At 46.8% G+C, this 23086-nt stretch carries 15 protein-coding genes; 7 read left to right on the top strand and 8 right to left on the bottom strand.

Annotated features, from left to right (window positions below):
* Window positions 1-367: 367 nt before the first annotated feature.
* Genes BFC18_RS20520 through BFC18_RS20510 form a run of 3 tightly spaced genes read right to left on the bottom strand, consistent with a single transcriptional unit; the run spans window position 368 to window position 4498 of the window.
* Window positions 368-1786, bottom strand: a complete 1419-nt coding sequence (locus tag BFC18_RS20520; protein WP_070127633.1) for a TolC family protein — start codon at window positions 1784-1786, stop codon at window positions 368-370.
* Window positions 1787-1791: 5 nt separating this feature from the next.
* Window positions 1792-2826, bottom strand: a complete 1035-nt coding sequence (locus BFC18_RS20515; protein WP_070127632.1) for an efflux RND transporter periplasmic adaptor subunit — start codon at window positions 2824-2826, stop codon at window positions 1792-1794.
* Entirely contained in the window at window positions 2819-4498 is a 1680-nt protein-coding gene (locus BFC18_RS20510; protein ID WP_070127631.1) for an ABC transporter transmembrane domain-containing protein, read from the bottom strand. The genes BFC18_RS20515 and BFC18_RS20510 overlap by 8 nt, the downstream gene beginning before the upstream one ends.
* A 553-nt stretch (window positions 4499-5051) precedes the next feature.
* Between BFC18_RS20510 and BFC18_RS20505 the strand changes: the two genes are divergently transcribed.
* Window positions 5052-7106: a sensor domain-containing phosphodiesterase gene (locus BFC18_RS20505; RefSeq protein ID WP_070127630.1), complete on the top strand. Its 2055-nt coding sequence runs from the start codon at window positions 5052-5054 to the stop codon at window positions 7104-7106.
* 66 nt (window positions 7107-7172) lie between these two features.
* Here BFC18_RS20505 and BFC18_RS20500 read toward each other — a convergent pair whose 3' ends face one another.
* The 5 genes from BFC18_RS20500 to BFC18_RS20480 all read right to left on the bottom strand — a co-directional run bounded on the left by BFC18_RS20500 (window position 7173) and on the right by BFC18_RS20480 (window position 14604).
* Window positions 7173-9215, bottom strand: a complete 2043-nt coding sequence (locus tag BFC18_RS20500) for a S9 family peptidase (RefSeq protein ID WP_070127674.1) — start codon at window positions 9213-9215, stop codon at window positions 7173-7175.
* A 193-nt stretch (window positions 9216-9408) separates the two neighbouring features.
* Window positions 9409-10599, bottom strand: a complete 1191-nt coding sequence (locus BFC18_RS20495) for a PepSY-associated TM helix domain-containing protein (protein ID WP_070127629.1) — start codon at window positions 10597-10599, stop codon at window positions 9409-9411.
* A 9-nt stretch (window positions 10600-10608) separates the two neighbouring features.
* Window positions 10609-12726, bottom strand: a complete 2118-nt coding sequence (locus tag BFC18_RS20490; RefSeq protein WP_070127628.1) for a TonB-dependent siderophore receptor — start codon at window positions 12724-12726, stop codon at window positions 10609-10611.
* A 252-nt stretch (window positions 12727-12978) separates the two neighbouring features.
* A complete protein-coding gene (locus BFC18_RS20485) occupies window positions 12979-13794 on the bottom strand; it encodes an SDR family oxidoreductase (protein ID WP_070127627.1) in 816 nt (271 codons plus the stop codon).
* Between the two features lie 12 nt (window positions 13795-13806).
* Window positions 13807-14604 (bottom strand): SDR family NAD(P)-dependent oxidoreductase, encoded by a 798-nt coding sequence (locus BFC18_RS20480; protein ID WP_070127626.1) that lies wholly within the window; start codon window positions 14602-14604, stop codon window positions 13807-13809.
* 355 nt (window positions 14605-14959) lie between these two features.
* Here BFC18_RS20480 and BFC18_RS20475 point away from each other — a divergent pair, with 355 nt between their 5' ends.
* The 6 genes from BFC18_RS20475 (at window position 14960) to BFC18_RS20445 (ending at window position 23061) form a co-directional block, all read left to right on the top strand.
* Window positions 14960-16387 carry a glycoside hydrolase family 15 protein gene (locus tag BFC18_RS20475; RefSeq protein WP_070127625.1) on the top strand — a complete coding sequence of 476 codons (1428 nt, stop codon included), beginning with the start codon at window positions 14960-14962 and terminating at the stop codon, window positions 16385-16387.
* A 95-nt stretch (window positions 16388-16482) separates the two neighbouring features.
* Window positions 16483-17298, top strand: coding sequence for a mechanosensitive ion channel family protein (locus BFC18_RS20470; protein WP_070127624.1), 816 nt, complete (start codon window positions 16483-16485; stop codon window positions 17296-17298).
* A gap of 353 nt (window positions 17299-17651) precedes the next feature.
* Complete coding sequence (locus BFC18_RS20465; protein ID WP_070127673.1) at window positions 17652-18941, top strand: cation:proton antiporter; 1290 nt, start codon at window positions 17652-17654, stop codon at window positions 18939-18941.
* Window positions 18942-20151: 1210 nt separating this feature from the next.
* A complete protein-coding gene (locus BFC18_RS20455) occupies window positions 20152-21027 on the top strand; it encodes a DUF3800 domain-containing protein (protein WP_070127622.1) in 876 nt (291 codons plus the stop codon).
* 522 nt (window positions 21028-21549) lie between these two features.
* Window positions 21550-22569: a tRNA dihydrouridine(20/20a) synthase DusA gene (gene dusA, locus BFC18_RS20450; RefSeq protein WP_070127672.1), complete on the top strand. Its 1020-nt coding sequence runs from the start codon at window positions 21550-21552 to the stop codon at window positions 22567-22569.
* A 204-nt stretch (window positions 22570-22773) separates the two neighbouring features.
* On the top strand, window positions 22774-23061 hold the full coding sequence (locus BFC18_RS20445; protein ID WP_070127621.1) for a hypothetical protein: 288 nt from the start codon (window positions 22774-22776) through the stop codon (window positions 23059-23061).
* The last annotated feature ends 25 nt before the right edge of the window (window positions 23062-23086 follow it).

Raw genomic sequence — 23086 nt, 5'->3', positions numbered from 1 at the left:
CAGTGCACTGTACCCTGATACCAGCTAGACCGGTGCATATGTCTGTTTATGACATAACCACATGCTAAATAGCAAATGCTTTCGTTAAAAAAATGTTGCAACCATGTTGACATCGATGTCTTTTTTGCGGATATTTTTACTATAGCCCAGTGCAGATCGCCTGAACTCGTCGTTTCAGGGGAGTGAAAAGGTAGTGCACTGTTAAGACGCATTTAGTCTGGTGTCGGTTTATCCCTTAACTAACCCGATGTGGCTGAATAGTGCTGTGTTTCAGCACGCAGGAAATGCTGCGTACCCTCGGCATTTCTGTATCGCTGGCAGTGCCCGTCATCGATACGAGGAAGCCACCCTTCGGGGTGGCTGCTTTTTACATGTCTGTAATGAGAGAGGGGTCGGCAAGCAGCCCCGTTTGAAAATACACCGCTAACACTACCCGCATGATTTCTATTTCTGCTTTTACCGCATCTAATCTGGCAGAAATTGCCTGGGATTCCCGGCTATTGAGTAGGAACAAGTCGCTGTCGCCCATTTCAAATCGCTTCCGCTCCTGGCTGAACAGTGCTTCGCTTAGTGCTGCCTGCTTCTGCTGTAGAACCAACATATTCTGACCATATTGCAGGGCTTGCAAGCCAACGGCCATATCGCGCTTGAGAGCATCTTCTGTAGCTTGAATAACAGCATCAATTTCGCGAAGTTTTAATGACGCTTTGCTGGCTTCAGCTTTTGCCTGACGACGGCCTAAAGGCATGGAGAACTGCAATCCCACTTTGCTTTCTGTGCCAGTGAGATTTTCTGGGCCGTTGCCGATGTCTCGCGCTATTTTTGCTTCGATATCCAAGGTAGGCAGAAGCGCATTTTCTGCCAGCCGGTATTTGTTTTTGGCCAGTTGCCACTCTGCACGAAGGCTTTGTAGCGCCGGATGTCGCGGAATAAGCCCGTTTAACGATGCTGGGTTAACGCTTCCCGCTTGCCATGGCCAAGCGATAGCATCTGGCACTTCATTCAGCTGCGCGCTGTTTATGGGCTGAAATTGATTGTCGCGATAGTAGTAAGCTAATTTCTCTCTGGCTTGAGCGGCTTTGCGGCTGGCTGCCTGTAACGCCAATTCACGCTGCATTACCGTTACTTCAAATTCTGTTTGGGTAATGCGGGCTAAATCGCCTTCCCGTACCCGGGTATCAATGGCGTTACCGCGACGTTTTGTTGTTTGAACCAGTGCAGCGTAAATTTGTTCATTAAGGTGACATTCGTACCAGTCCAAATAAGCGGAAAGTCCGTTGTACACGAGTTCGTTGAGTGCCAATGTCGCTTCTGCATCCCACTGAGCAAGCCCCACTTTGGCATCTTCTATTGCCATACGTTTTTTATCGGTTTCCCGGTTTTTCAATAACGACATGGCAAAACCAATATTTACCTCACCACCGGATAAGGTTTCATATTCGCGCTCGTAATAGGGAAAATCGCCGTTACCGATGCGGTATTCTGCTTTGAACTTGGCGTTTGCAGCACCAAGTGGGTTCACTACCCGTTGAGACAAGTAATCGCCGCTGTAATAGCCGCTGGTGCGCAGCGCAGTGTCTTGTTCCAGTTGAATATCGAAAGCAGCTTCAGCGTAAGCCATATCCTGCAGACGCTGGCCATTTTTGGCCTCTAATTCCAACAACTTTGGGTGGTTGGTTAAGATCGACTGCAATACTTTTTCGGCGGTAACAGGCTCATTGGCCAACACACCGTGACTGACCAAAAATGCTGAAAGCCCAATTACTAGAGAGAAGCGCTTACTCATCGTTACTACTTTGTCACTGTTTGTTCGGTGCCGGTTCGCACGTTTTCCGGCGGGAAATTATTAAGTTGTCGCCAAAGCTCATAACCTAAGCTGACTTCCTCTAACAAGATCCAGGCGTTTACCCGGCTGTCGAGACGTGCAAAGGTTTCACTAGGCCACGGCTTACTGCCAGATTCAGGTTTAATCCAAACATTAAATAGGCCGTTCGGGTCGGCAACGGGTTCAACGATGGCCACTCGCCCGCCAAAGGTACCAATTGACGTTCCCGGCCAACCGCTAAACTGAAATATCGGCCAGCCTTCAAATTGTAATCTTACCCGGCGGCCTTCCGTTACCAGCGGCGCGTTAAGGCCATTTACTTTCACCCGAACCATGCGTTCTACGCCATCGGGAATGAAGTAACTAAGCACTGCGCCAGAGCTTACAAGGGTAGATACACCACCTGAATGTAAGCGGGTGACCGTACCATCTTGAGGCGCATATTTAGTTTGTGTTGATTGTCTGGCAAGGGATGATTTGATGGAGTTTAGATCTTGCTCCGACTGTGCTGCGGCAGCAAGACGCTCCTGTAGCGTGTTTTCAGTTACTTCAATGTCGCGCACGGAAACCAGCCCTTCCGCATGCAAGCGCTTTTGTCTCGCAAGGTTGGACTTCGCATTCTCTACGGCCATCAAATCGGCTTCTAACTCCAGTTCTGCTGCTTTAACCTGAGCCTGTAACCGTTCAACCAGCGCTTTGTCAGTATCGACCAGCGTCACAATGGGGTCGCCTTCTTTCACCTTCTGTCCTTCGCGAACATGCCAGGTTTTAATTTGGCCCGGTACCAACGCTGAGATAGGCTGCGCCCGATCGGCAGGGTTCAGAGTACTGATAACGCCGGTGCCGTAAGCGGTTTGTTGCCATGGCGCAAAATAGAGAATTGCGGCAGCAACAAACACGATGAGGAACAATGACCAAGCTACCTTCTTGTACCAGGTGGGCACCTGCTGCGCCTGTAATGTCGACATCTTGCTCATGAAGAGATGCTGATCGTTACTCATGGCTGTCTCCTTGGCTTGATTCCGGTAGATGGGTTATCAGCGATGAGTCTTCAGACAGCACAACGGTACCGTCGAATACGGTTCTGTCTGGATTACTGGTGAAATAAAGCACCGTAACCGGCAAGGTATCGAGGTAGCGCAGGATAATCCCGCGAATGGCTTCAGGAATGGCATCAAAATGCTGGTTCAACACAATCACACCCGGTTTAGACAGTATGGCTGCAGCGGTTTTTAATAATAAAAACTCCATCGGCTGCAACGGATGACCAAGCTGAGAAAGCTGCGTTTGCAGCCCGTCCTCAAGCCGTTTTAATGTACTTTGCAATTGAAGGTGCCTGAATACTTCGTATATTTCTTTTTCGCTTATGTCGCTGGCATCTAGCCGCAAATATTCCAGAATTGAACATTCAATAATAAGAGAACGATCAACCATCGCGATGGCCTGTCGCAAATCACTGGTCTGATAATCGGAGAGAGAAAGACCACCCAACTCAATCCATCCCGTATCGGGGGATTCATAGCGCTTAAGCACAGTCATCAATTTACGTTGCTGCCACGCCTGTGAGGTAATGACGAAGTACTTACCATTTTCTTTCAGCGCCATGTCCAGCAATACCGATTCATCGGCTTGTGTTAATACGGTTTGCTGAAAACTCAGCGCATTGTGACCATTCAGTTTCTGGCCTGAAGAATGCACTTCTTCTTGCGGCAAACTCAGTACCGCATTCAATTTTTCAGCGGCGCCATACAATTCGTAATACAAATTCAAATACACACTGAAACGGGAAATACCGAGGAAGACTGCCGACATAATGAGCTCGGCGGCAACCAGTTGACCCACCGATAATTGCTCCTGAACCACCAGAATGCCACCTAGACCAAGCAGTGCTGAATTTGCTAGCGCATAGATAATAAGGAACAGCACGGTTTGTGAGAAGGTAAAGGTAAAGTGGTCGGAATGGCAGCTCACATACCGGTTAATCACAGATTCCGTTTTATCGGCGGCATGTTCAATGTGACGTCTGGATTTGAAAAACACATGCGCAGAAGAAATATCACTCAGCCATTTCGCTGTGGCGTATTTAGAGTCGGATAAGTCGATAGCCGTGGTCTTTGCTTGCGTGCTCAAGGTGCGCCAAATGAGGTACATCATGATCACAATGATCACGTTGAAGGCGAATAAAAACGGGTGATAAAACGAAACCAATGTTAAACCCACCAGCATTTGTAAGAGCAATGCAAAGCCATCGACCATCAAAGAAGGCATATTTTTTTGAAAGGTCATCACTTCAAAATAACGGTGCGTGATGGTGGTGTTTTTCCGCCCCTCAAAGAACTGATGTGGGGCCTGAATGGTTTTTAACACTAAATCAGCCGTTAACCGGCTGTAAATACGGCGCTCGTAGTATTCCATAACCCGGGTGCGAAGGGCGCTGAACAACCCGTAAAGCAAAAGCGTGCAAAACAAGATGCCACTTATAACCAGTACTGCACTGATAGAGGCTGTGTACACCACAGTGTTAATTAATGTTTGTACTGCAAACGGAACGGCCAGGGTGAGCAAGCCGATCATCAGGCCGTAGCCAATGGCCAATTGGAAAAAACCTGCTTCAGGGCGCAGGATATCAAACAGAAGTGTTTTTGTTCTGCGTAAATCTTTTGTGGCTGCCATGAATCTCTCTGAAAAAGCGGGGAAACTGCTGTAATTTAAATTTACCTAACCCGGGTATGCCATACAAGCAGCAGTCGATTTCTTATTTGAAACCAGTATACGGTTAAACAGGCAAAATTGATCGCAGAAAAATACGCTTTTACCGATTACTAAAGCACAAGAATTTCGTTACTGAGCGGGTTTTCTGTTTATAGCAGCCAAAACATCATCTTAGTCATTTCTGGCAATACAACTAGATTGCTATTTCTAAAAGACGTTGAGAGAAATATACCTGTTGCAAAAAAGCAACGAAATGGGCTTTTCAGGCTTTCATCTGGTCATTCACCGGCGATTTTATCAAGGTAATCGATGTGTCCTTTTGACTCATGTAAAAGCTTGATACAGGTCAACTAACAACGAATCGCTTATGCTATCGTGCGCGATTTTTATCGTTATAAATGAAACATCCGACGAGTGCTTTAAAGGATTAGGCCTTGTTGAATGACATTTTTATCTGCGCGAGTATTGTGTCAAATCTCGCCACAAATTTCTCTACGGAATGATTCTTTAACCCATGCATGATTTAACTTCCAAGCTTCGTCGATTTTCAGAATATGTAGGCCAGACCCGTGGGCAAGCGTATTTCAATCACATCGTTTTGGGCTTGGCCGAAATTTGTGAATGCGATTACATCATGGTGGGCGAAGTTCACAATGAAATGAACACCTGTTCAACGCTGGCAGTTTGCGATAACGGCATTATTCAGCCAGACATGACTTATTCGCTGGCAGATACACCTTGTCATCTCGTGTCTCATGATCAGATATGCTGCTTTCCCGCCAATGTGCAAGGCATGTTCCCGAAAGATCAAATGGTTATCGACTATGGCGCTGAAAGTTATATCGGTGTGCCTTTGCACAGTTCCCAGGGCGAGGTGCTGGGCATTATTGTTGCCCTAAACAAAAGGCCCATCGATGACATGGACGAAATTGTGCTGCTGTTTGAAATGGCAGCCTATCGAGTGGCGGCAGAATTAGAACGGCGTATTCAAGACCGTTCGCTGGATATGTTGTCATCGATATTCCGCTATTCTTCAGAAGCTATGATTGTCACCGACGCAGCGCACAAAATCGTGGAAGTGAATGATGCCTTTTGCGAAATGTTTGGCTATTCCCGTGAACAGGCATTGGGTAAGAACCCTTCACTCATCTCAAGTGGTGAACATGATGCCGGTTTTTTCCAGGCTTTCTGGGAGCAAGTAACCACCCGAGGTAACTGGCGTGGCGAGATCAAAAACCGTCATGCTGACGGACGTATTCTTGAGCAATGGTCGTCGGTAAACCAGGTTAAAGACGAGAGTGGTAGAACCCATCATTACACTGCCATATATACCGACTTAACCGAGTTAAAGAAAACGCAGGCTGAGAATCATTACCTTGCCAGCACCGACCAACTGAGCGGCCTGTCGAATAAAGCCTTATTATCAAAAGAACTGGCCAGGGGCGGCAAGAAATGGATGTTAGCCATTCGACTTGATGGCCTGCGCTATTTTAATGAAGCGTATGGCTTCGATGCGTGCGACGGTTTGATAAGAGAAACGGCCAGTCAGATCATGAAGTTAGTCGAGGCCGATTGCTACGTGGGTATTGATGCTGGAAAGTTTGTGTTGCTCTTTAATCAGCCCACCGATCTGGTAGAAATTGCCCGGGCGCTTCATCAACATTTTTCGTTTTCACAGGTAACGGCGGGGGACGTGAGTGTTTATATTTCACTGTCTTTTGGGGGCTGTATAGGGGATGCTGATTTACTGCGTTTGTCTTCTTCGGCACTCAGACAAAGCCAAGCCCAAGGTAAATTCAGTTGTGTGGTACTGGAGCAGGAATGCGGACAACGGGTTGCTTCACAGCGCCATGTTTTTGTCGAGGCGAACAACCTTATTCATACCGCTCTGAATAACGAGTTGCTGGTACCGTTCTTCCAAGGAATACGCAACAACCACAATGGACGAATAACCCACTTTGAAGCCCTCGCGCGCATCATCCATGACGGCAAGGTTATTTCGCCCTACAGCTTTATTGAAGCGGCGCAGGTTGCCGGGATGTTACCTTTAATCACTCAACAAATAGCCCGTCAAGCGTTCAGAATAATGAGTAAAAAGGACTACATCTTCTCGGTGAATATTACTGAGCATGATTTGAACGGGCAGTACCTTTCAAATTTTCTAAATGAACTTTGTAACACCTACAGTGTGGCACCCGAACGCGTTATTCTTGAAGTGCTCGAAGGGATAAGTAGCTCCAGTAAGAACAATCATCTTAAGCAATTACGCGATTTAAAACGCATCGGTTTTAAATTGGCAATCGATGATTTCGGCACCGAGTATTCTAACTTTGAACGCATTTTGGAGTTGGAAATCGATTATCTGAAAATTGATGCCCGCTATATCAAACAAATCGATACCGACAGTAAAAGCTATGAAATCGTGAAAGCATTTGCATATTTCTGCAAAAACAGTGGTATTAAATCAATTGCCGAGTTTGTGCATTCGCAGGCGGTGCAAGACAAGTTACTGGAACTGGGAATTGATTACAGCCAAGGCTTCTTGTTCTCTGAGCCACAGCCACTTTAAAGAATATAAAACAGCCCGGCTTCTGCCGGGCTGATGCATTTCAGGGCGAAATTAGCTGACTGCTAGTTATTCTGCTTTGGTACGATATTTTTCAAACCACGCCATAATGTTGCCCACTTTCTGAATTAGACGAGAAGGCTTTGATGCAATGCCGTGTGAAGCACCCGGAATGCGTACCATGGCGGCATCCACTCCTTGCAGGCGTAGCGCTTGATAAAACTGTTCCGATTCACTAATCGGCGTGCGGTAATCCGACTCGCCGGTAAGCAGCATGGTGGGCGTTTTTACATTGCCTACCAGAGACAGCGGTGAATGTGCCCACAGGTGGTCGAATGCTTCCCAGGGTTTGCCCGGCATCCAATATTCGGTGAAGTAAGGATACGCATCGGCTGTCAGGCCAAAACTAATCCAATTGATCACGGGTTTTGCTACCACTGCCGCTGCAAAACGGTTTGTTTTTCCTACCGACCAGGCCGTTAACACGCCACCACCAGAGCCGCCGGTAATGAACAGATTTTTCTCGTCAATAAAGCCTTTGCCAATCGCGGTATCAACCACATCCATCAAATCGTTGTAATCTTCTGACGGATAGTTGTGGTGGATGAGGTTGCCGAAGTCGGCGCCGTAGGATGAACTGCCGCGAGGGTTAGACCATACCACCACGTAGCCCTGTGCCGCCATCAGCTGTATTTCCATGGCAAAGTGGGGGCCATATGCCGCGTGCGGCCCGCCGTGAATTTCCAGAATTAACGGGTAGGATTTTGCTTTATCAAAGTTCGGCGGTAGCGCAATCCAGGCATCAATGTCGCGACCATCAACAGACGATTTAACTGGCATCGTTTCTACGTTCGCCAGTTTAAGGTGCGCCAGTGCATCACTGTTAAGATCTGTGAGGGTAGACGTACCACGTTTTGTGGTAACAGCAATGTCGGCAGGGCGCAGCGGATCGTCGGTGGTAAACGCGATTGTGCCATTGTCTGCAACTGCGAATTGACCAGAGGTATAAGGGCGGCCCAGAGATTGCCCGCCAAGCGTTGCTTTAAGCGTTGTAATCTTGCCTTTTAGATTTACTTCAGCCAAACGCGTTTGACCATGGTCGAGGTATGAAAATACCAGCCCGTCACTGTCGCTGTTCCATTCAAACTGCTGAACCGACCGATCCAGCGATGAAGTAAGTCGCGTGACTGTGCCTGACTTCAGTTCCAGCACGGTAATGTCGCCGTTCTGATAACTCATTTTATTATCTTCAACCTGATTAAACGCCAGGTATTTTCCGTTTGGACTTAATGTGGGCGACGACTCAGGGCCAGGCAACGAGGTTACAGCAGTGACTTCGGTTGAGTTTACATCTACTGAGAATATGTCGCTGGTAAGTGGCTCTAGCGAGTAATCTGTATTGCGGTTGGCTGAGAAAAAGATGCGCTTATCATCGGCGCTGAAGTCGAGTTTACCGTCATTAGGAAACGCCCCCGTTGTTAATTGACGAGGTGTGCCGCCGGATACCGGAAGGATATAAATTTGGTTAAAGCCAGCAGGCAAATAGCCGCGACCGTCTGAGCGATAGCTGGTGGTATCAATGACTTTGGCGGTTTCGGCCCATTCTGCGCCTTTAGGCTTTTTCGGCATGCCAGTGAAAAGCGGCTTGTCGTGGGTCGGGGTGAATAAAGTAAACGCAACATGCTTACCATCGTGAGACCACGTTAAGTTACCTGGCATAAACTCAACCGTCGTTAGCTTTGCGATTTGGCCGGTGTCCTGGTAGCGCACGTAAATCTGGTTACTGCCGTTTTGGTCCGAAACGTAAGCCAGCATATTGCCGTCGGGTGACAGTGTGGCAGCACGCACGTTGGCATTGTTGGCCAGTACCGGACGATGGCGTTTTCCGTCTACAGACACCTGCCACAATGTGCTGTGCGTTCGGTCTTTCATGATGTCCATGGAGCGACGTTCGTAGAAAACGGAGTTGCCGTCGTGACTGAAAAAAGGTGACGCGGCATATTCGAGGTTAAAAGTATCTTCGTATTGCAAGGTATCCGGTAGCGCTTCAGCGCAGGCCGCAGTGGACATCAGGGCGGTGATGCTGGCGAGAAGCAAGTTCCGGCCAGGCATTTGAGGTTTTTCTCTGTCGGACAAACGTTGGGTGAAATGCATGTTCATTTCCTTTTATTGTTATCGTTATGATTTTTATTATGGAGTCTTTTTCATTGGTGCGTGTTTATCCTAGCGGATGCCCAATGCTGGGGGGAAGTCGCTTGCCGTACAAATCGAATAAATCGTCTTTATTGTTTTTCAGACAATAAATTCAGGCAAGCAATGTTTCGAGTGTCAATGCTAAACATATCAGTAGCAATACGGCACTGAGTAAGCCTGTTTTTCTGCTGCCACGAAAGCCAATACCAATCACAGAAAGTAACCCAGGCGTTTCATTGCGTCGCCATTTCGTTACCCGGTGGGCGTAAATAATCGTTCCGGTAACCGATAGGCTGGTTAGCAATAAGCCAAAGAAAAAATACAGCGTTTTGCTCCAATAACCGCCCCAAACACCGAAATGTAACGGGTCAGCAGCTTCAGAGATCCTAACGTGAAACGACAGATCACCGGCGATGCGCTGGGAAAGCAAATTACCGGATTCGGGGTCGAATACCATGTTGTCTGCGCGGTTACGCACTAACAGCGTGCTTGTTTGGCCTTCAACGCGTACAGGCTGGCCTGCTTTGATGGGAAAAAAGACGGATTTTATCTCCAACTCGGGTCGCTCGCGCTGCACTGTAGTAATGAGCTTGTCGAAGATTTCAGGAGAAACACGAACAGGATTATGCTTGGCGTGTTCGCTAATAACGCTGCCATCTTTCGGATAAGTCGCGCCCAAACCGTATTTTTCAGCAAAATACCAAATGCCGGTAATGCTAATCACCACAAGTAGCCAACTGCTCCATAACCCGCTGAAGCGATGGAAATCTCCCCAGAATACCCGTGAATTTTGCTTTCGGGGCAATCTCCACAGCCCTTTCCACCATTTGGGGTGCAGGATCAAACCTGAAACGAGCGAGAGCAAAAGCGGAAACGCGGTGAGGCTAACAATCGGTAAACCAATATTCAGCGGCATCATTAAATGACGGTGAATTCGTCGTAACAGAGTTTGCCAGTTGAACCAGGTGCCATTCCCGTTATGCGCATAAGTAACCGGGTCGATATAGGCGTGATAGCGCTGGTTATTTTCATCATACAGCAGCGTATCTGCGGCAAAGCCATCATGTAGCGGTGCTGCTAGTTGATAAATGCGGTTACCGTCAGAAGATGAGAGGGCAGCGCGGTAGTACTGAGGCCAGTTTAGTGGCGTGTTCGATGGTTGTGCCCGAACGGCCGGATTAGTCAGCCAGTCAAGCTCGTGTGACATCACAGCCAAGGTGCCGGTTAGCATAATGAAGCACAACAACACAGCCAGCGGAAGACCCGCCAGGCTGTGCCATCGATACCAGCGTTGTTTATTCATTTATAAGCTTTAGAAGTCATAGCTTAGCTGAACAACCACCTCACGAGGCTCGCCAGGAAAGTGCCCGTTACGCTCACTGAATCCGCTTACGGCATAAACTTTATCAAACAGGTTTTTAACGTTAACACTTAGCAGTACGTTGTCCCAACGTGTGGTCCAGCTGGCGTCAAAAATGGTGAATGGTTTAACCCGCTGACCATTTAGGCTAACTTGTTCGCTCACGTAGTCTACGCCCATGGCGAATGCTGAGTCGATCACCGCAATATTATATCGCGCCCAGAATCCGGCTTGGTGGCGAGGGGTGTTAGCAAAACGGCGTCCATCGTAGGTATTGCTAATCGTGCCTTCTTCCAGCAAAGTATCGTTGTAGGCGTAGTTAGCCGTAATACTTATGTTGTCGGTGATGTCGCCTACCAGGGTAAATTCTGCACCTTGACTTTCTACCAGGCCGAAGTTGATAAGGGCGGGTTCAATATCGTTGTTTTCACCGTCAATAAAGTCCGGGTTATTGATAACCAGATTTTCTTTATCAATTTGATAGATGGCGGCGGTGGTCATGATGCTGCCATTTAACCAGGATTGTTTCAGACCCAGCTCAACCTGGTTACCGGTTTCTGGTGAAAGCGGATCGGCGACAGACTCTTCATACTGAGAAGGATCTACCGGGTTAAAGCTCTCGGAATAATTCAGGTAAACCGTTGTTTCGTCTGTTGGCGTGTAAATGAGTCCTGCTCTCGGTGTAACATCACTGTCGTTGTAGGCCGTGTCGGTATCCATGCTCTGCTCATCGAAATAATCAAACCGTGCGCCTAACATGAGTGCCCAGTTATCGCTGAACTGCATTTTATCCTGAACGTAAAAACTGGCCCGCTGACGCTCCAATCCATCTCGATTCATGTCTGTCAGGTTGTAAGTCGTTGGGTCTGTTTCGCCATAGTTAAGGGTAAAAATGTTGAGATTCGCCACACCATCTGCTTCGTAGCGAGCGCGGAAATAGTCGTAGTCGGTTTTGACATGTTGCCAATCGCCACCGAACAGAAGTTGATGCGCAATACCTGCAGCCTCAAAGTCATAAACAAAATCCAGGGTAAGGCTTAGTTCGTCGTTTGCACGAAGCTGTTTGCGATACTCCCGACGAATCGTCTCGTCATTGATGTCAGCAACGCCATCGCCATTAACGTCAATCCAGCTTCTTGACTCGTGATATCCCTGATTTCGTTCGTTATCTAAATACCGCAAGGTACCATTGAAAGTGAGGTTATCGCTAAAGTCGTGCTCAAGGTTGGCTTGCAATACCAGTGCTTCAAGATCCTGGTAATCCCCTTTTTCATTGGCGTTATAACTGCGGTCGACCAAAAAGTTACCATCATCATCTACCGGAACGCCGCGAAGGCGATTGCCACCCAGGTTCTGCACAATGTAGTCGTAGGTGGTGGTCAATTCTGTGTTGTTCCCCAATACAAACAGGGCGCCGCCAGCCAGCTCAATGTTTTCCGAATCGGCATTACTACGGAAGCTGTCTTGAGTCTCGTAAAAAGCGCCAAAGCGATAGGCAACTGATTCATTAACAGCACCAGTGAGTTCTGTTGATGCTCCTGCCAGCGAGAAGTTTCCGCCAGTTACCGTAACATTGCGGTATTCGTTGAATGAAGGCTTACGGCTAACATAGTTGATCATACCGCCTGGCTCGCCACCGCCGTAAAGCGCTGCAGCCGGGCCTTTAAGTACTTCCACACGCTCAACATTAAACAATTGCGGTACGCTAAAGCCGGAGAAGGGGTCGCCACGTACGCCGTCGTAGAACACATTGGCATCATCGCGGAATCCCCGAAAGGTAACACCTGAGTAACTGAATTCACTGACCCCCGCAATTGAGCGGTACATGTCAGTGATGTCGCGAGCAGCCTGGTCGGCAATGAGTTGGCGTGTGAGTACCTGTACAGACAAAGGGATTTCCATGATGTCAGCATCGGTTTTGGTACCAATGCGAGTCTGGCTGTCTAAATAGAATTGCTGGGCACGACCCGTTACTTCAATTTTTTCAACGTCATCTGTGGATGAGGCTGTAGCGTGAAAAGTGCAGACAAGGGCGCTGAGTACGGCTACCGACAAGGAAGAGTATTTCATGAGAGTCCTAAGTGGGGATAATTTAATCTAAATAAGAATGATTTTCATTTTTGTTTGCAGGAGTGTACAGGGAATGTAGTTGAATTGCTCGGAAAAAATAGGAACGCGAGAGAATAAAGACAAGAATTAAATTGGGAGATGACAAGTAAGAGGTTTGGCGTGAGAAAAGTTTGCCACTGAGCCAGCTAAAAAAAAGCCCGTTATTAACAACGGGCGCTTGTAAAGAATTTACTGGTGATTAAGCTTAAGTTTTTAGGCGCCAACCATCATGCCACCGTTTACGTGAAGCGTTTGACCGGTGATGAATGCCCCATCCTGGCTGGCGAGAAATACATAGGCAGGGCCGAGTTCCCGAGGTTGTCCTACTCTGCCAATCGGGGCCGCCATATTCTTTAACATGTCTTCGTCGAAGTCTTCGAATACAGATTGAATATCAGTAGCGACGGGGCCTGGTGCAACTTCATTAACTCGAATGCCTTTGTCCATATATTGCTTGGCTAGCGAGCGAGTAAATGCTGAGATTGCTCCTTTTGTAGATGAATAAGGCAATAAAGCCTTATTGCCGACATAACCATTTATCGAGCCGGTGTTAACGATGGCAGAACCCGATTGCATGTGGCGAAGTGCGGCACGACTTAGGTAAAACATACCTGCCATGTTCACATCAAAGTGGGCCGTCCAATCTTCGTCGCTTACTTCTTCAAGGTTATGGTAGGCCTTCTGAAATCCCGCATTATTCACCAGAATATCGATTCCGCCCCAGGAAGAAACGACCTTTTCAACCGCGCGATCGCAGTCGGCGCTATCGCCGGTGTTACCTTGTATTACCAACACAGCTACACCTTCAGCTTCAATGGCCTGCTTGGTCTCGGCAGCCTTGTCTTCAGCCGAGTGATAAATAATAGCCACTTTGGCACCTTCCCGGGCCATGTGCAGCGCGGCAGCTCGACCAATACCACTGTCGCCACCGGAGATTAACACGCGTTTACCTTTCAATTTTCCTGCGCCGACATAGTCATCGTTAATGTATTCAGGGTCGGGAAGGTGGGACACTTTAGAATCTGACATATTTATCTCCTATTAAGTATTAATTGCCGCGACAGCGCCACCATCTACCCGCCAGGCAGAACCGTTGGTGAAAGTGGTTCGGTCAGAACAAAGCAATGCTACCGCCGCCGCTACTTCGTCAGCGCGGCCCCGGCGTTTGAGCGTGAGGTACGGACGTTCTTTTTCGAGAAAATGTTCAACCGCTTCTTCCTGTGACACGCCGAGTTCTTCAGACAGCTTTTCCATCATGCCATCGGTCATTGGACTCTCGATGAAGGCGGGCATAACTGCATTAACCAAAACACCTTTCGGGCCATAGGGAAGTGACAACGCTTTGGTATAACTGAGTAAGGCGGCTTTGGATGCGTTGTACACGGCTTCGTCTGGATAAGGTTGAACAGCGTTTTCGGATACGGTGAGCACAACCCGTCCCCAGCCTTTTTCAACCATGCCAGGTACGATAGCCCGACATACCCTTACCGCAGACATAAAGTTAATATTCCAGCATTCCATCCAGTCTTCATCTTTCATCGTTAACGGGTCGCCCTTGGCTCCAGTAATCCCTGCCAGATGTACCAGAATATCTGCACCGCCAACGGCTTTTACTTTGTCAGCCAACGTGTTGATATCACTTTCGTCGGTCAGGTCGGCTTTATAAAAGCCGACAACAGATTCGTGGAGTTCATCCACCGCCGCGCGAAGTGCTTCTTCGTTCATGTCGGTGAGAAACAGACGCACACCTTCTTCAGCCAGACATTTCGCAGATGCAAGGCCAAGACCACCTGATGCACCACTGATAAGGGCAATTCGCCCGTCGATATTTAAGTTCATGGGATACCTTCTGAAAAGAGTTCGTGGAACGAAAGAGGTACTTCATACTTAAGGCAGCAAGGAGTATGCCCAGGCAAGAATTCACTGACTTATTACGCTACTTCAATGTGTTATCTCTGTGTCGGCAGAATATCCACTCTGGCTTTACCGGCGTTTTCGAGAAAATTATTACAGTGATGTGTAAAAGTGGGAGGTCACTTACGCCGAGTGCACTATGGAATATTGTGATAGGAAGGCTCTGCGGAGATTGAGTGGTCGGAATGATTAAGCGATTCAACTCATCTGGTCGTGATTAGCTGATCGTCGCGGTGTCCTGAGGGTATAAACCATCAACTCGTTAAACTCGGAACCCCCGATGAACACTTCAGAAATGCAAGCATCGACACCGTCTCAAGACCATAAATTGCCAACTTTCGAACAATGGCTCAACCACGCCGAACAAAATATGTTGTACGGCATATTAGCGAATATATCGCCAGCAGATGGCAAGCCGGGTGCCGTTGTTGCCTCGCCATCTCGCTCCAATCCCGATTACTACTATCACTGGACCCGAGATTCGGCACGAACGATGGGGGAGGTAGTGAGATTAGCGCAAACGCATGCTTTCGGTATGAGCGCGAAGTTCGAGCAGATGATGAAAGACTATATCGAGTTTTCAGTGCTTAACCAACAAACCCCTAATCCCAGCGGTCATGTTGGTGAACCCAAGTTCTATGTCGATGGCGATGCATATGAGGAAGAGTGGGGCCGGCCGCAAAATGATGGACCCGCTCAGCGAGCACTCACGCTGACGCGCTGGGCGCACTATTGTCTTTCAAAAGGACAAACCGTTGATGACCTCTCGCTGCTCTACCAAGCAAATGGCGGTGTAATCAAAACCGATCTTGAGTTTATTGCGGCTCACTGGCAGGACTGCTGCTTCGATGTGTGGGAAGAAGTGAAAGGGGACCATTTTTACACTCGTATTCTGCAGCACGTAGCACTATGCGAAGGGGCGGAATTGGCCGCTAAGCTTGGAGACGAAGCGGCGCAAGGGCGCTATGTTGAACAAGCCGAGGCAATAAAAGCCGCTATGGCTGAATTTTGGTGTGAGGACGCGGGTTACTATTTGGCTACGTTAAATCGAAACGGTGGTTTAGATTACAAGACTTCTGGGTTGGATATCGCCGTTTTGCTGGGGGTATTCCAGTCGCTATCCGCTTCTGCATCTTATTTAACTGCAACCGATGATAAAGTTTTAGCGACCGCTTATGCACTTTACCAGACATTTGACTCACTCTTTGCAGTAAACAAAACGCGGCACTCATCACATAGCGAAACCTTAGCACCGGGTATCGGACGTTACCCAGAAGATCGCTACAGTGGCACAGACGGGGTGGAAACGGGCAATCCTTGGTTTTTATGTACCGGGACAATGGCAGGCATTTGCTATCAAGCGGCACTACTTTTTTCTGAAAAGCAGGCGCTTCAGGTTACCCGACTCAATCTTCCGTTTTTGCGATTGGCAATGTCTTACGGTGAAAGCCAATGCGAGATTAATGAGGGTGAACGTTACCTTATGGATTCTGTTGGGTTCAGGAAGGTCATTCATGGGCTCATTGGTTTAGGTGATGCTTTTCTTCGCCGCGTTCAATTTCACTGTGGTGAAAACGATAGCATGTCTGAACAGTTTCATTATCAGAGTGGTGAAATGCTCAGTGCAGGCAATCTAACCTGGAGCTATGTAAACATACTCAGCTGCATTGGTTTAAAAAAACAGGTGAGCTCTCTTAAAGACGGGTAGTGAGTAACAAACGCCAGATACGACCGATGGCTATGTTGTTGTTCGGTATTTTGTTGGTTATTCTTAAACTTTTAAAGCGTTAACCAGAAGTCAACATGGAAGCAGAATTACAACAAGCGCAGGCAATTTACGACACACTTGTAGAATTTGCCGTTACCTACAGTTTTCAAATCGTAGGTGCAATCATCATATTACTGGTTGGCTGGTGGGTTGCAGCCAAAATCGGTACTCTCGTTGAAAACCTGATGATTGGGCGTGAAATTGACATCACGCTAAGCCGCTTTACCGGCGGGGCTTGTAAAATTCTCATCCTGGCAATGGTTATTATCATTGCGCTCGGTAACATCGGGATCAGTGTTACACCTTTCATCGCGGCAATTGGTGCGGTCGGCCTCGGTGCCGGTCTGGCAATACAGGGCATGTTGGCGAATTATGCCGCCGGTTTTACCATCATAATCACCCGTCCTTTTGTGTTAGGCGATACGATTCAGGTACAGGGTGTTTCGGGTGTGGTCGATAAAGTCATGTTGCCTTACACCATCCTTATCAATGAAGATAATGTTCATATTCAAATCCCCAATAAACTCATCGTGGGGGAGATACTGCATAATTCCGCCGAACAAATGCTTATCGAATTGGAAGTGGGCGTGGCCTATTCCAGTAATGTTGATGAAGTTATCAGTGTGCTTGAGAAAGCGGTGGCTACGGTAGACGGTATCTCCTCTGAAAAGAACCCAGCCATTGGTGTCGATAATTTTGGCGACAGCAGTATCAATTTCGGCGTACGTGTATGGGCGCTGACTACCCGCCATTTCGAAATTCGCTATGCATTAAATAAGGCCATTCATGATGGTCTGCAGCAGGCTAATATCGAAATACCGTTCCCGCAGCGAGAAGTGAAAATGCTTTAAACGCGTGTCCCTTATATCGGGTGTCTGCAATTTTACGTTTTATAATTTATGAAAAGCTCAAGCTGCAATTGAGTTAATAGTGTCAGACAGTGTCACTAGACTGACGAGTGCTTTGTCCGAATGGTTGGCATTAAAGCGTCAGTTAGCGAGAAAATTGAGTCAGTAATCTTAAGCTGATAGCCAGTGATGTTGTAAAGGCGCAACATGTAATCACTTCCGACATAAGTTACGCCTCTTTCGAATTTCGCAATCAGTCTGAGATACCCAAGCGATAGCTTTGACGCCTGCAATAGGCATTATGCTGAATCCTGAGAAGCTAATTTTGTCCAATTCGCTATGTAAGGACTTCTATGATCAGCACCTGGTATTTACTGTGCTTTCTTTCCGCCGCCGCTGTGCTTATTGCTTTCAGTAATCAATACATTCTTAAAATGCAAACCACTATTGCTATTACCAGTGGCGCAGTCGTGCTGTCGCTGGTACTTATTTTGGCAATTAAGCTGGCCGGTAACGAAACCGCGCAAATGTTGTCTGATACATTCGGTCAGATTGACTTCACAGAGCTGCTACTCAATGGCATGTTGGGGCTGTTATTATTTGCGGGCGCACTGGAAATTAATCTGGCTGCCATGCGTCAGCAGCGATGGGAAATAACTGCGCTGGTCATCTTTTCTACGCTAGCTTCTACGTTTTTAATCGGCTGGGTAGGCTGGTATTTACTGACAATATGTGGGGTGAGTATACCGCTCATTTATTGTTTGTTATTTGGTGCGTTAATCAGTCCCACAGACCCCATAGCCGTGCTTGCGATCATCAAAAAAATGCAGGCTCCTGAGCGGATATCTATTCAGGTTGAGGGGGAGTCTTTATTCAATGATGGGGTAGGACTCGTGCTGTTTAAAACCTTGTTCGCGGTAGCGTTCTCAGGTGTTGCACCTACGGTTTCAGGCATTTCTGAATTATTCTTCTTTGAAGCCGGAGGAGGGATCCTGTTTGGTTTCGTACTGGCCTATATGGGCCACTTTTTAATTCTGAACTCAAGAGATGGCAACCTGCGACTGCTCATCACTTTTTGCATTCCTACGGCAGGCTTTGCTACCGCTAACTTAATGGATGTCTCTGGTGCGCTGGCCATGGTCGTTAGCGGAATCTTTATCGGAAATGTAACTCGTACGCAGTCAGCGGTGAAAAACCACTCCGATAACGTGCATCACATACAAAGCTTTTGGCACGGCATAGACGGTTACCTGAATTCGCTTTTATTCCTGGTGATTGGCCTACTGATTGTTACGTTACCCATTACCAAGCTGGAAATCTTTATCGGTTTGGCTGCTATTCCGCTAGTGCTCCTTGCCCGTTTTATCAGCGTTGGCGTGCCTTATAGCGTATTTAAGAAAGTACGGGATTACGATAGAAATGCGATAAAAATCCTTACCTGGGGTGGCCTGAGAGGAGGACTTGCACTGGCTATGGCGGCATCTATTCCGCGTCGTGAGTTTATGATAAATGATGTGGACTTACACAGTCTGATGCTGGTGGTGACTTACATTGTGGTGATTTTTTCCATCGTGATACAGGGCTCAACCATCACGCCATTAATTCAGGCCAGTATTGATGCGGACAAAAGTGGCAGTGCAAAGTAGGAATATAGTAAGAGTGAGAAGGTTCTGCTCGCCCTGCGTGATGGCGAGGACCATTATCAACAATGGCAACAGCACATAATTAGGCATATGGCTCGCTTTTGGCTTTTTCCATACACAATCTAATTGCGTATCGATTATTTCAAATCATATCGACATAACTTCTTTATATGTCGAAAGCATCGACATAAGTCTATTACGTGTCGAAATATCGAGGTCTTTTCAACATAAAGAATTTATATGTTGATACAATCGACATAAGCTAATCATTATGTTGATATTTTAAGGTTATTTTAAATATGACATGGCAAGCTGAGCCGCCGTTTGCAGAAAAAATAACATTGGAGATTTCACATTACCCAGTTGTTCGCGTCTGATAAAATCGCGGATCATTAAATACCTGACAAATCGGGACTTTAGAAAACTCAGGAGCAGACTTCGCCTAGTAATGTAAGCTCTGCAAGTACAACATTTTCAAAGCCGGCTAAGTCTCATCAATGCATCCCCAGGCGACCCGCAGTTTTAGACAAGGTGGACGTAAAATCTGAGACTAAAAATGAAAAGCAGGCCGTTGATAATACTAAACTTGAACATCCAATCAATTCCCAATTCATCGTCGAATTCAAAAAGCTTCGTGCGAAATTTAAAGATGAACGAAAGCAGAGCTTCGGCACATCGAAGAGCAAAGCACCTAGTGACGGCGCACAGCAGAACTCTCAGCATTTAAGTATTTCCAAAAGAATTTTCAGATTCTTCAGTGATTGGAGGGTTACGGAATAGAGTTGCGCGATTGGAAGATCAATTGAGCAGACCAATCTGTGGCGTGAGAATAAATATTGCTAACAGAGCTTTATCGAAGGCCGTAGGGATTAGAAAGGTAGTTCTAAGAACTTTTCTTAACGAATTGGATTCAGTGAAAGAAAGCCTAGATAATTCAAAATCAAACCTGAATATTGTTGATTACTCTTCTCTGAGAAACCGTATTGCAAATATATCTTTGCGCTTAAAACCATAGTGAGCCTAATAGGTTAGATGATTTTAACGGTGTATTGTACACTGACCTTGGGGTGGACAAACAAAACAGGGACTGTTGTATGGTATTTACAAGCAATTTCGAATTACTGAAAGCGCATGGCGAATGGTTATATGGCCTAGCCGCCAATCTTGCTCTCAATTGCCTTTGGTTTGTATTGACTGAACTAGGTACTCGGTAATGACAGATGAAAAACAGCCCGTCCAGCATGAGTTGCCGCTTTTTGAGATTGATGAAGAAAACCTTAAAAAGCTGAAAAGTCACAACCCACAATCGTTAGATGAAAGTGACTTTTCTAAATACATCGTTTACGTGGATGAAAGTGGTGATCACAGCCTTCAGAGTATTGACGAAAATTACCCCATTTTTGTTCTGGCATTTTGTGTATTTCACAAACGCCACTACAGTGAAGTGATTGTTCCTGCTTTAGAAAAGTTTAAGTTCAACCACTTCGGCCATGACCAAGTGGTGCTTCATGAAAACGAAATAAGGCGACGAAAGGGCGCTTTTAACATATTTAAAGGCAGGGAGCATCACCAGCACTTTCTTAATGAGCTGACTGAAATAATCGAGGTCGCTAATTTTATCTTAATAAGCGCAACTATTGATAAAAGAGAACTGCGTTCCAACCCAGACGATAATGCGTATTACATAGCATTGGGCATGTGTATGAAAGCGCTGAATGGTTTTCTTGCTGAGAAAGGCCAGAGCGAAAAGAAAACGCACATAGTTGTTGAGTGCAGGGGCGACAAGGAGGATCGAGATTTAGAACTGGAGTTTCGTCGAATCTGCGATGGCAACAACAAACAAAATCTGCAACTTCCCTACGAAATAATTTTTTCTGACAAAAAAGTCATGTCTTCAGGGTTACAACTAGCTGATCTGGTCGCGAGGCCCATAGGGCTTCATACACTTAGGCCTGAACAAGCAAACAGGGCTTTTGATATCCTTCGAGAAAAGTTTTACTGCGAAGGGGGAAGAAAAAGCTTAGGAACTGCTTTCGAAGGCGTTGGGATGAGAATTTACCCTAGTCCAAAAAGCGAAAAACCCCGATGAATCCACCGAGGTTTTGACGCCGACCGAGAATGCTCAATCCACTTGCTGCATAGTATGGTATTTGTAACCATTTTAGTCAATGGCAATGGTTCTGAAAAACGAACTTTTACATTTTCCTTGGCTGGGAGCTATTGAATGATGAGGCCTAAAACACTCTCATGAGAAATGCTCACGACCACTTTGCTCTATGCTATCACTAGCCGTCTTAGCGGTTGGATCAATGATTGGAAGTCCTCTATAGAGCGTCAATTAATTCGAAAGGTCCGTTCAAGTTAGTTCGTTTTCTGTCTGACCCTTGCTGTATATGAGACACCGTTTTTTCTCATTCCTTTACTTATGCTAATATTAGCCATCTGATTTTCACCCATTTATCGAGTGCGCCTAAAGGAAAAATAATTCCACTATTTGGGCTCCATGTTCCCAGAAACGGGACTAAATCCAGTGGAAATGCTCAACTTTGACGTTTCAAAATTTTTCTGAGGAATGCCATAAGTGGCTGATGTAAAAGATTTAAATAGAACTATGGCTCATTCAACTATCGACAGAAGATTCTCAGTCGCTCCAATGCTCGATTGGACCGATCAACATTGCCGCTTTTTCCTGCGCCAAATTACAAAGCACAGTCTGCTTTATACCGAGATGGTTACAACGGGGGCGCTAATCTACGGCAAAGGCGATTATCTGGCATTTAACGAAGAAGAACATCCTGTGGCGCTGCAACTAGGCGGATGCGATCCCTCCGATATGGCGCGGTGTTCTGAAATGGCGCAGGCCCGTGGCTACGATGAAGTAAACATTAATGTTGGCTGTCCGTCAGACCGGGTAAAGAACGGTGCTTTCGGCGCTTGCCTGATGGCACAACCTGAAGTGGTTGCCGACTGTGTAAAGGCCATGCAGGCGGCGGTAGATATTCCGGTAACGGTTAAATGCCGTATTGGTATTGATGATATGGACGAGTACGAAGGCTTTGCCCGGTTTGTCGATATTGTTGCCGATGCAGGCTGCGATACTTTCATTGTGCATGCCCGCAAAGCCTGGCTGCAGGGTTTGAGCCCCAAGGAAAACCGTGAAATTCCGCCGCTGAATTACCCCCGTGTGTATCAACTCAAAGAAACACATTCAGGACTAAACATTAGCATTAACGGTGGGGTGAAAACCCTCGATGATACCCTTGAGCACTTAGGTAAGGTTGATGGTGTGATGATGGGGCGGGAAGCTTATTCTAACCCTTACTTGCTGTCATCCGTTGATAAGGTGGTTTTCGGTGACGAAGCGCAGGCGAAAACGCGTAGCGAAATTGTTCACATCATGCAGCAATATATTGAGCGTCAAACCGATGAGTGGTTTAAACCCTGGCACGTGGCCCGCCATATGTTGGGGTTGTTTCAGGGGCAGGCTGGCGGGCGCATCTGGCGTCGCTATTTAAGCCAGAATGGCACCGGTAAAGAGCGTGATCCTAATCTTCTGATGAATGCGCTTGAGCAAGTTGAGCAAGCACAGGCCAATGCGAAAGCCTTTAACGATTCCCGGGTGGTGGAATAGACTAATTGCATTGGTTTTTTTCACCACTTAGTTGTGTTGTTCGTTTTTTGTTCTTTTGAGGTGGGCGTGACTTTTTTGTAAACTCATTAAAATTCAAATGGTTAAATAAATTCTCTTAGTTGGCACGTCTCTCGCTATCTCTTAGGTAACTTGTCGTCGCAGTGAGTACGGCACTATTTACAACGTTACCAAGAGGGAAACACGATGAAAGCGAAAATGATTTTAGCCAGTGCCGTGATGTCAGCTGCGATGTTTAGTTCACAAGCGATGGCGCAGGAAAGTGCGATCGAGTCATTCTTAAGCCGGATGATCGATCAAGCTGTCACTATGGCAACTGAAGAAATCAGCAATGGCGTGCAGCAATCTGTTGCCAATGCGACTTATAACTTTAGTTTGTCGAATGAAACAAAAGCAGGTTCGGTGAGTGTTACTGACCTGGCTGCAAGCGAGACACAATTAAAATCTGAACATTCTGAATCTGAAGAAGAGTAAGCTTATGGCTTGCTGTAAGATGCGA

The organism is Alteromonas confluentis (genome assembly GCF_001757105.1).
Lineage (GTDB): Bacteria > Pseudomonadota > Gammaproteobacteria > Enterobacterales > Alteromonadaceae > Alteromonas > Alteromonas confluentis.
This window is presented reverse-complemented; position numbering and strand designations above follow the sequence as displayed.

Bases quoted from the DNA above. Each gene is read 5' to 3' on its own strand.
- BFC18_RS20455 (WP_070127622.1), top strand. From the start codon at position 20,152: ATGACAGATGAAAAACAGCCCGTCCAGCATGAGTTGCCGCTTTTTGAG.
- dusA (WP_070127672.1), top strand. From the start codon at position 21,550: ATGGCTCATTCAACTATCGACAGAAGATTCTCAGTCGCTCCAATGCTC.
- BFC18_RS20495 (WP_070127629.1), bottom strand. From the start codon at position 10,599: ATGAATAAACAACGCTGGTATCGATGGCACAGCCTGGCGGGTCTTCCG.
- BFC18_RS20490 (WP_070127628.1), bottom strand. From the start codon at position 12,726: ATGAAATACTCTTCCTTGTCGGTAGCCGTACTCAGCGCCCTTGTCTGC.
- BFC18_RS20475 (WP_070127625.1), top strand. From the start codon at position 14,960: ATGAACACTTCAGAAATGCAAGCATCGACACCGTCTCAAGACCATAAA.
- BFC18_RS20470 (WP_070127624.1), top strand. From the start codon at position 16,483: ATGGAAGCAGAATTACAACAAGCGCAGGCAATTTACGACACACTTGTA.
- BFC18_RS20510 (WP_070127631.1), bottom strand. From the start codon at position 4,498: ATGGCAGCCACAAAAGATTTACGCAGAACAAAAACACTTCTGTTTGAT.
- BFC18_RS20515 (WP_070127632.1), bottom strand. From the start codon at position 2,826: ATGAGTAACGATCAGCATCTCTTCATGAGCAAGATGTCGACATTACAG.
- BFC18_RS20520 (WP_070127633.1), bottom strand. From the start codon at position 1,786: ATGAGTAAGCGCTTCTCTCTAGTAATTGGGCTTTCAGCATTTTTGGTC.
- BFC18_RS20505 (WP_070127630.1), top strand. From the start codon at position 5,052: ATGCATGATTTAACTTCCAAGCTTCGTCGATTTTCAGAATATGTAGGC.
- BFC18_RS20480 (WP_070127626.1), bottom strand. From the start codon at position 14,604: ATGAACTTAAATATCGACGGGCGAATTGCCCTTATCAGTGGTGCATCA.
- BFC18_RS20500 (WP_070127674.1), bottom strand. From the start codon at position 9,215: ATGCCTGGCCGGAACTTGCTTCTCGCCAGCATCACCGCCCTGATGTCC.
- BFC18_RS20445 (WP_070127621.1), top strand. From the start codon at position 22,774: ATGAAAGCGAAAATGATTTTAGCCAGTGCCGTGATGTCAGCTGCGATG.
- BFC18_RS20485 (WP_070127627.1), bottom strand. From the start codon at position 13,794: ATGTCAGATTCTAAAGTGTCCCACCTTCCCGACCCTGAATACATTAAC.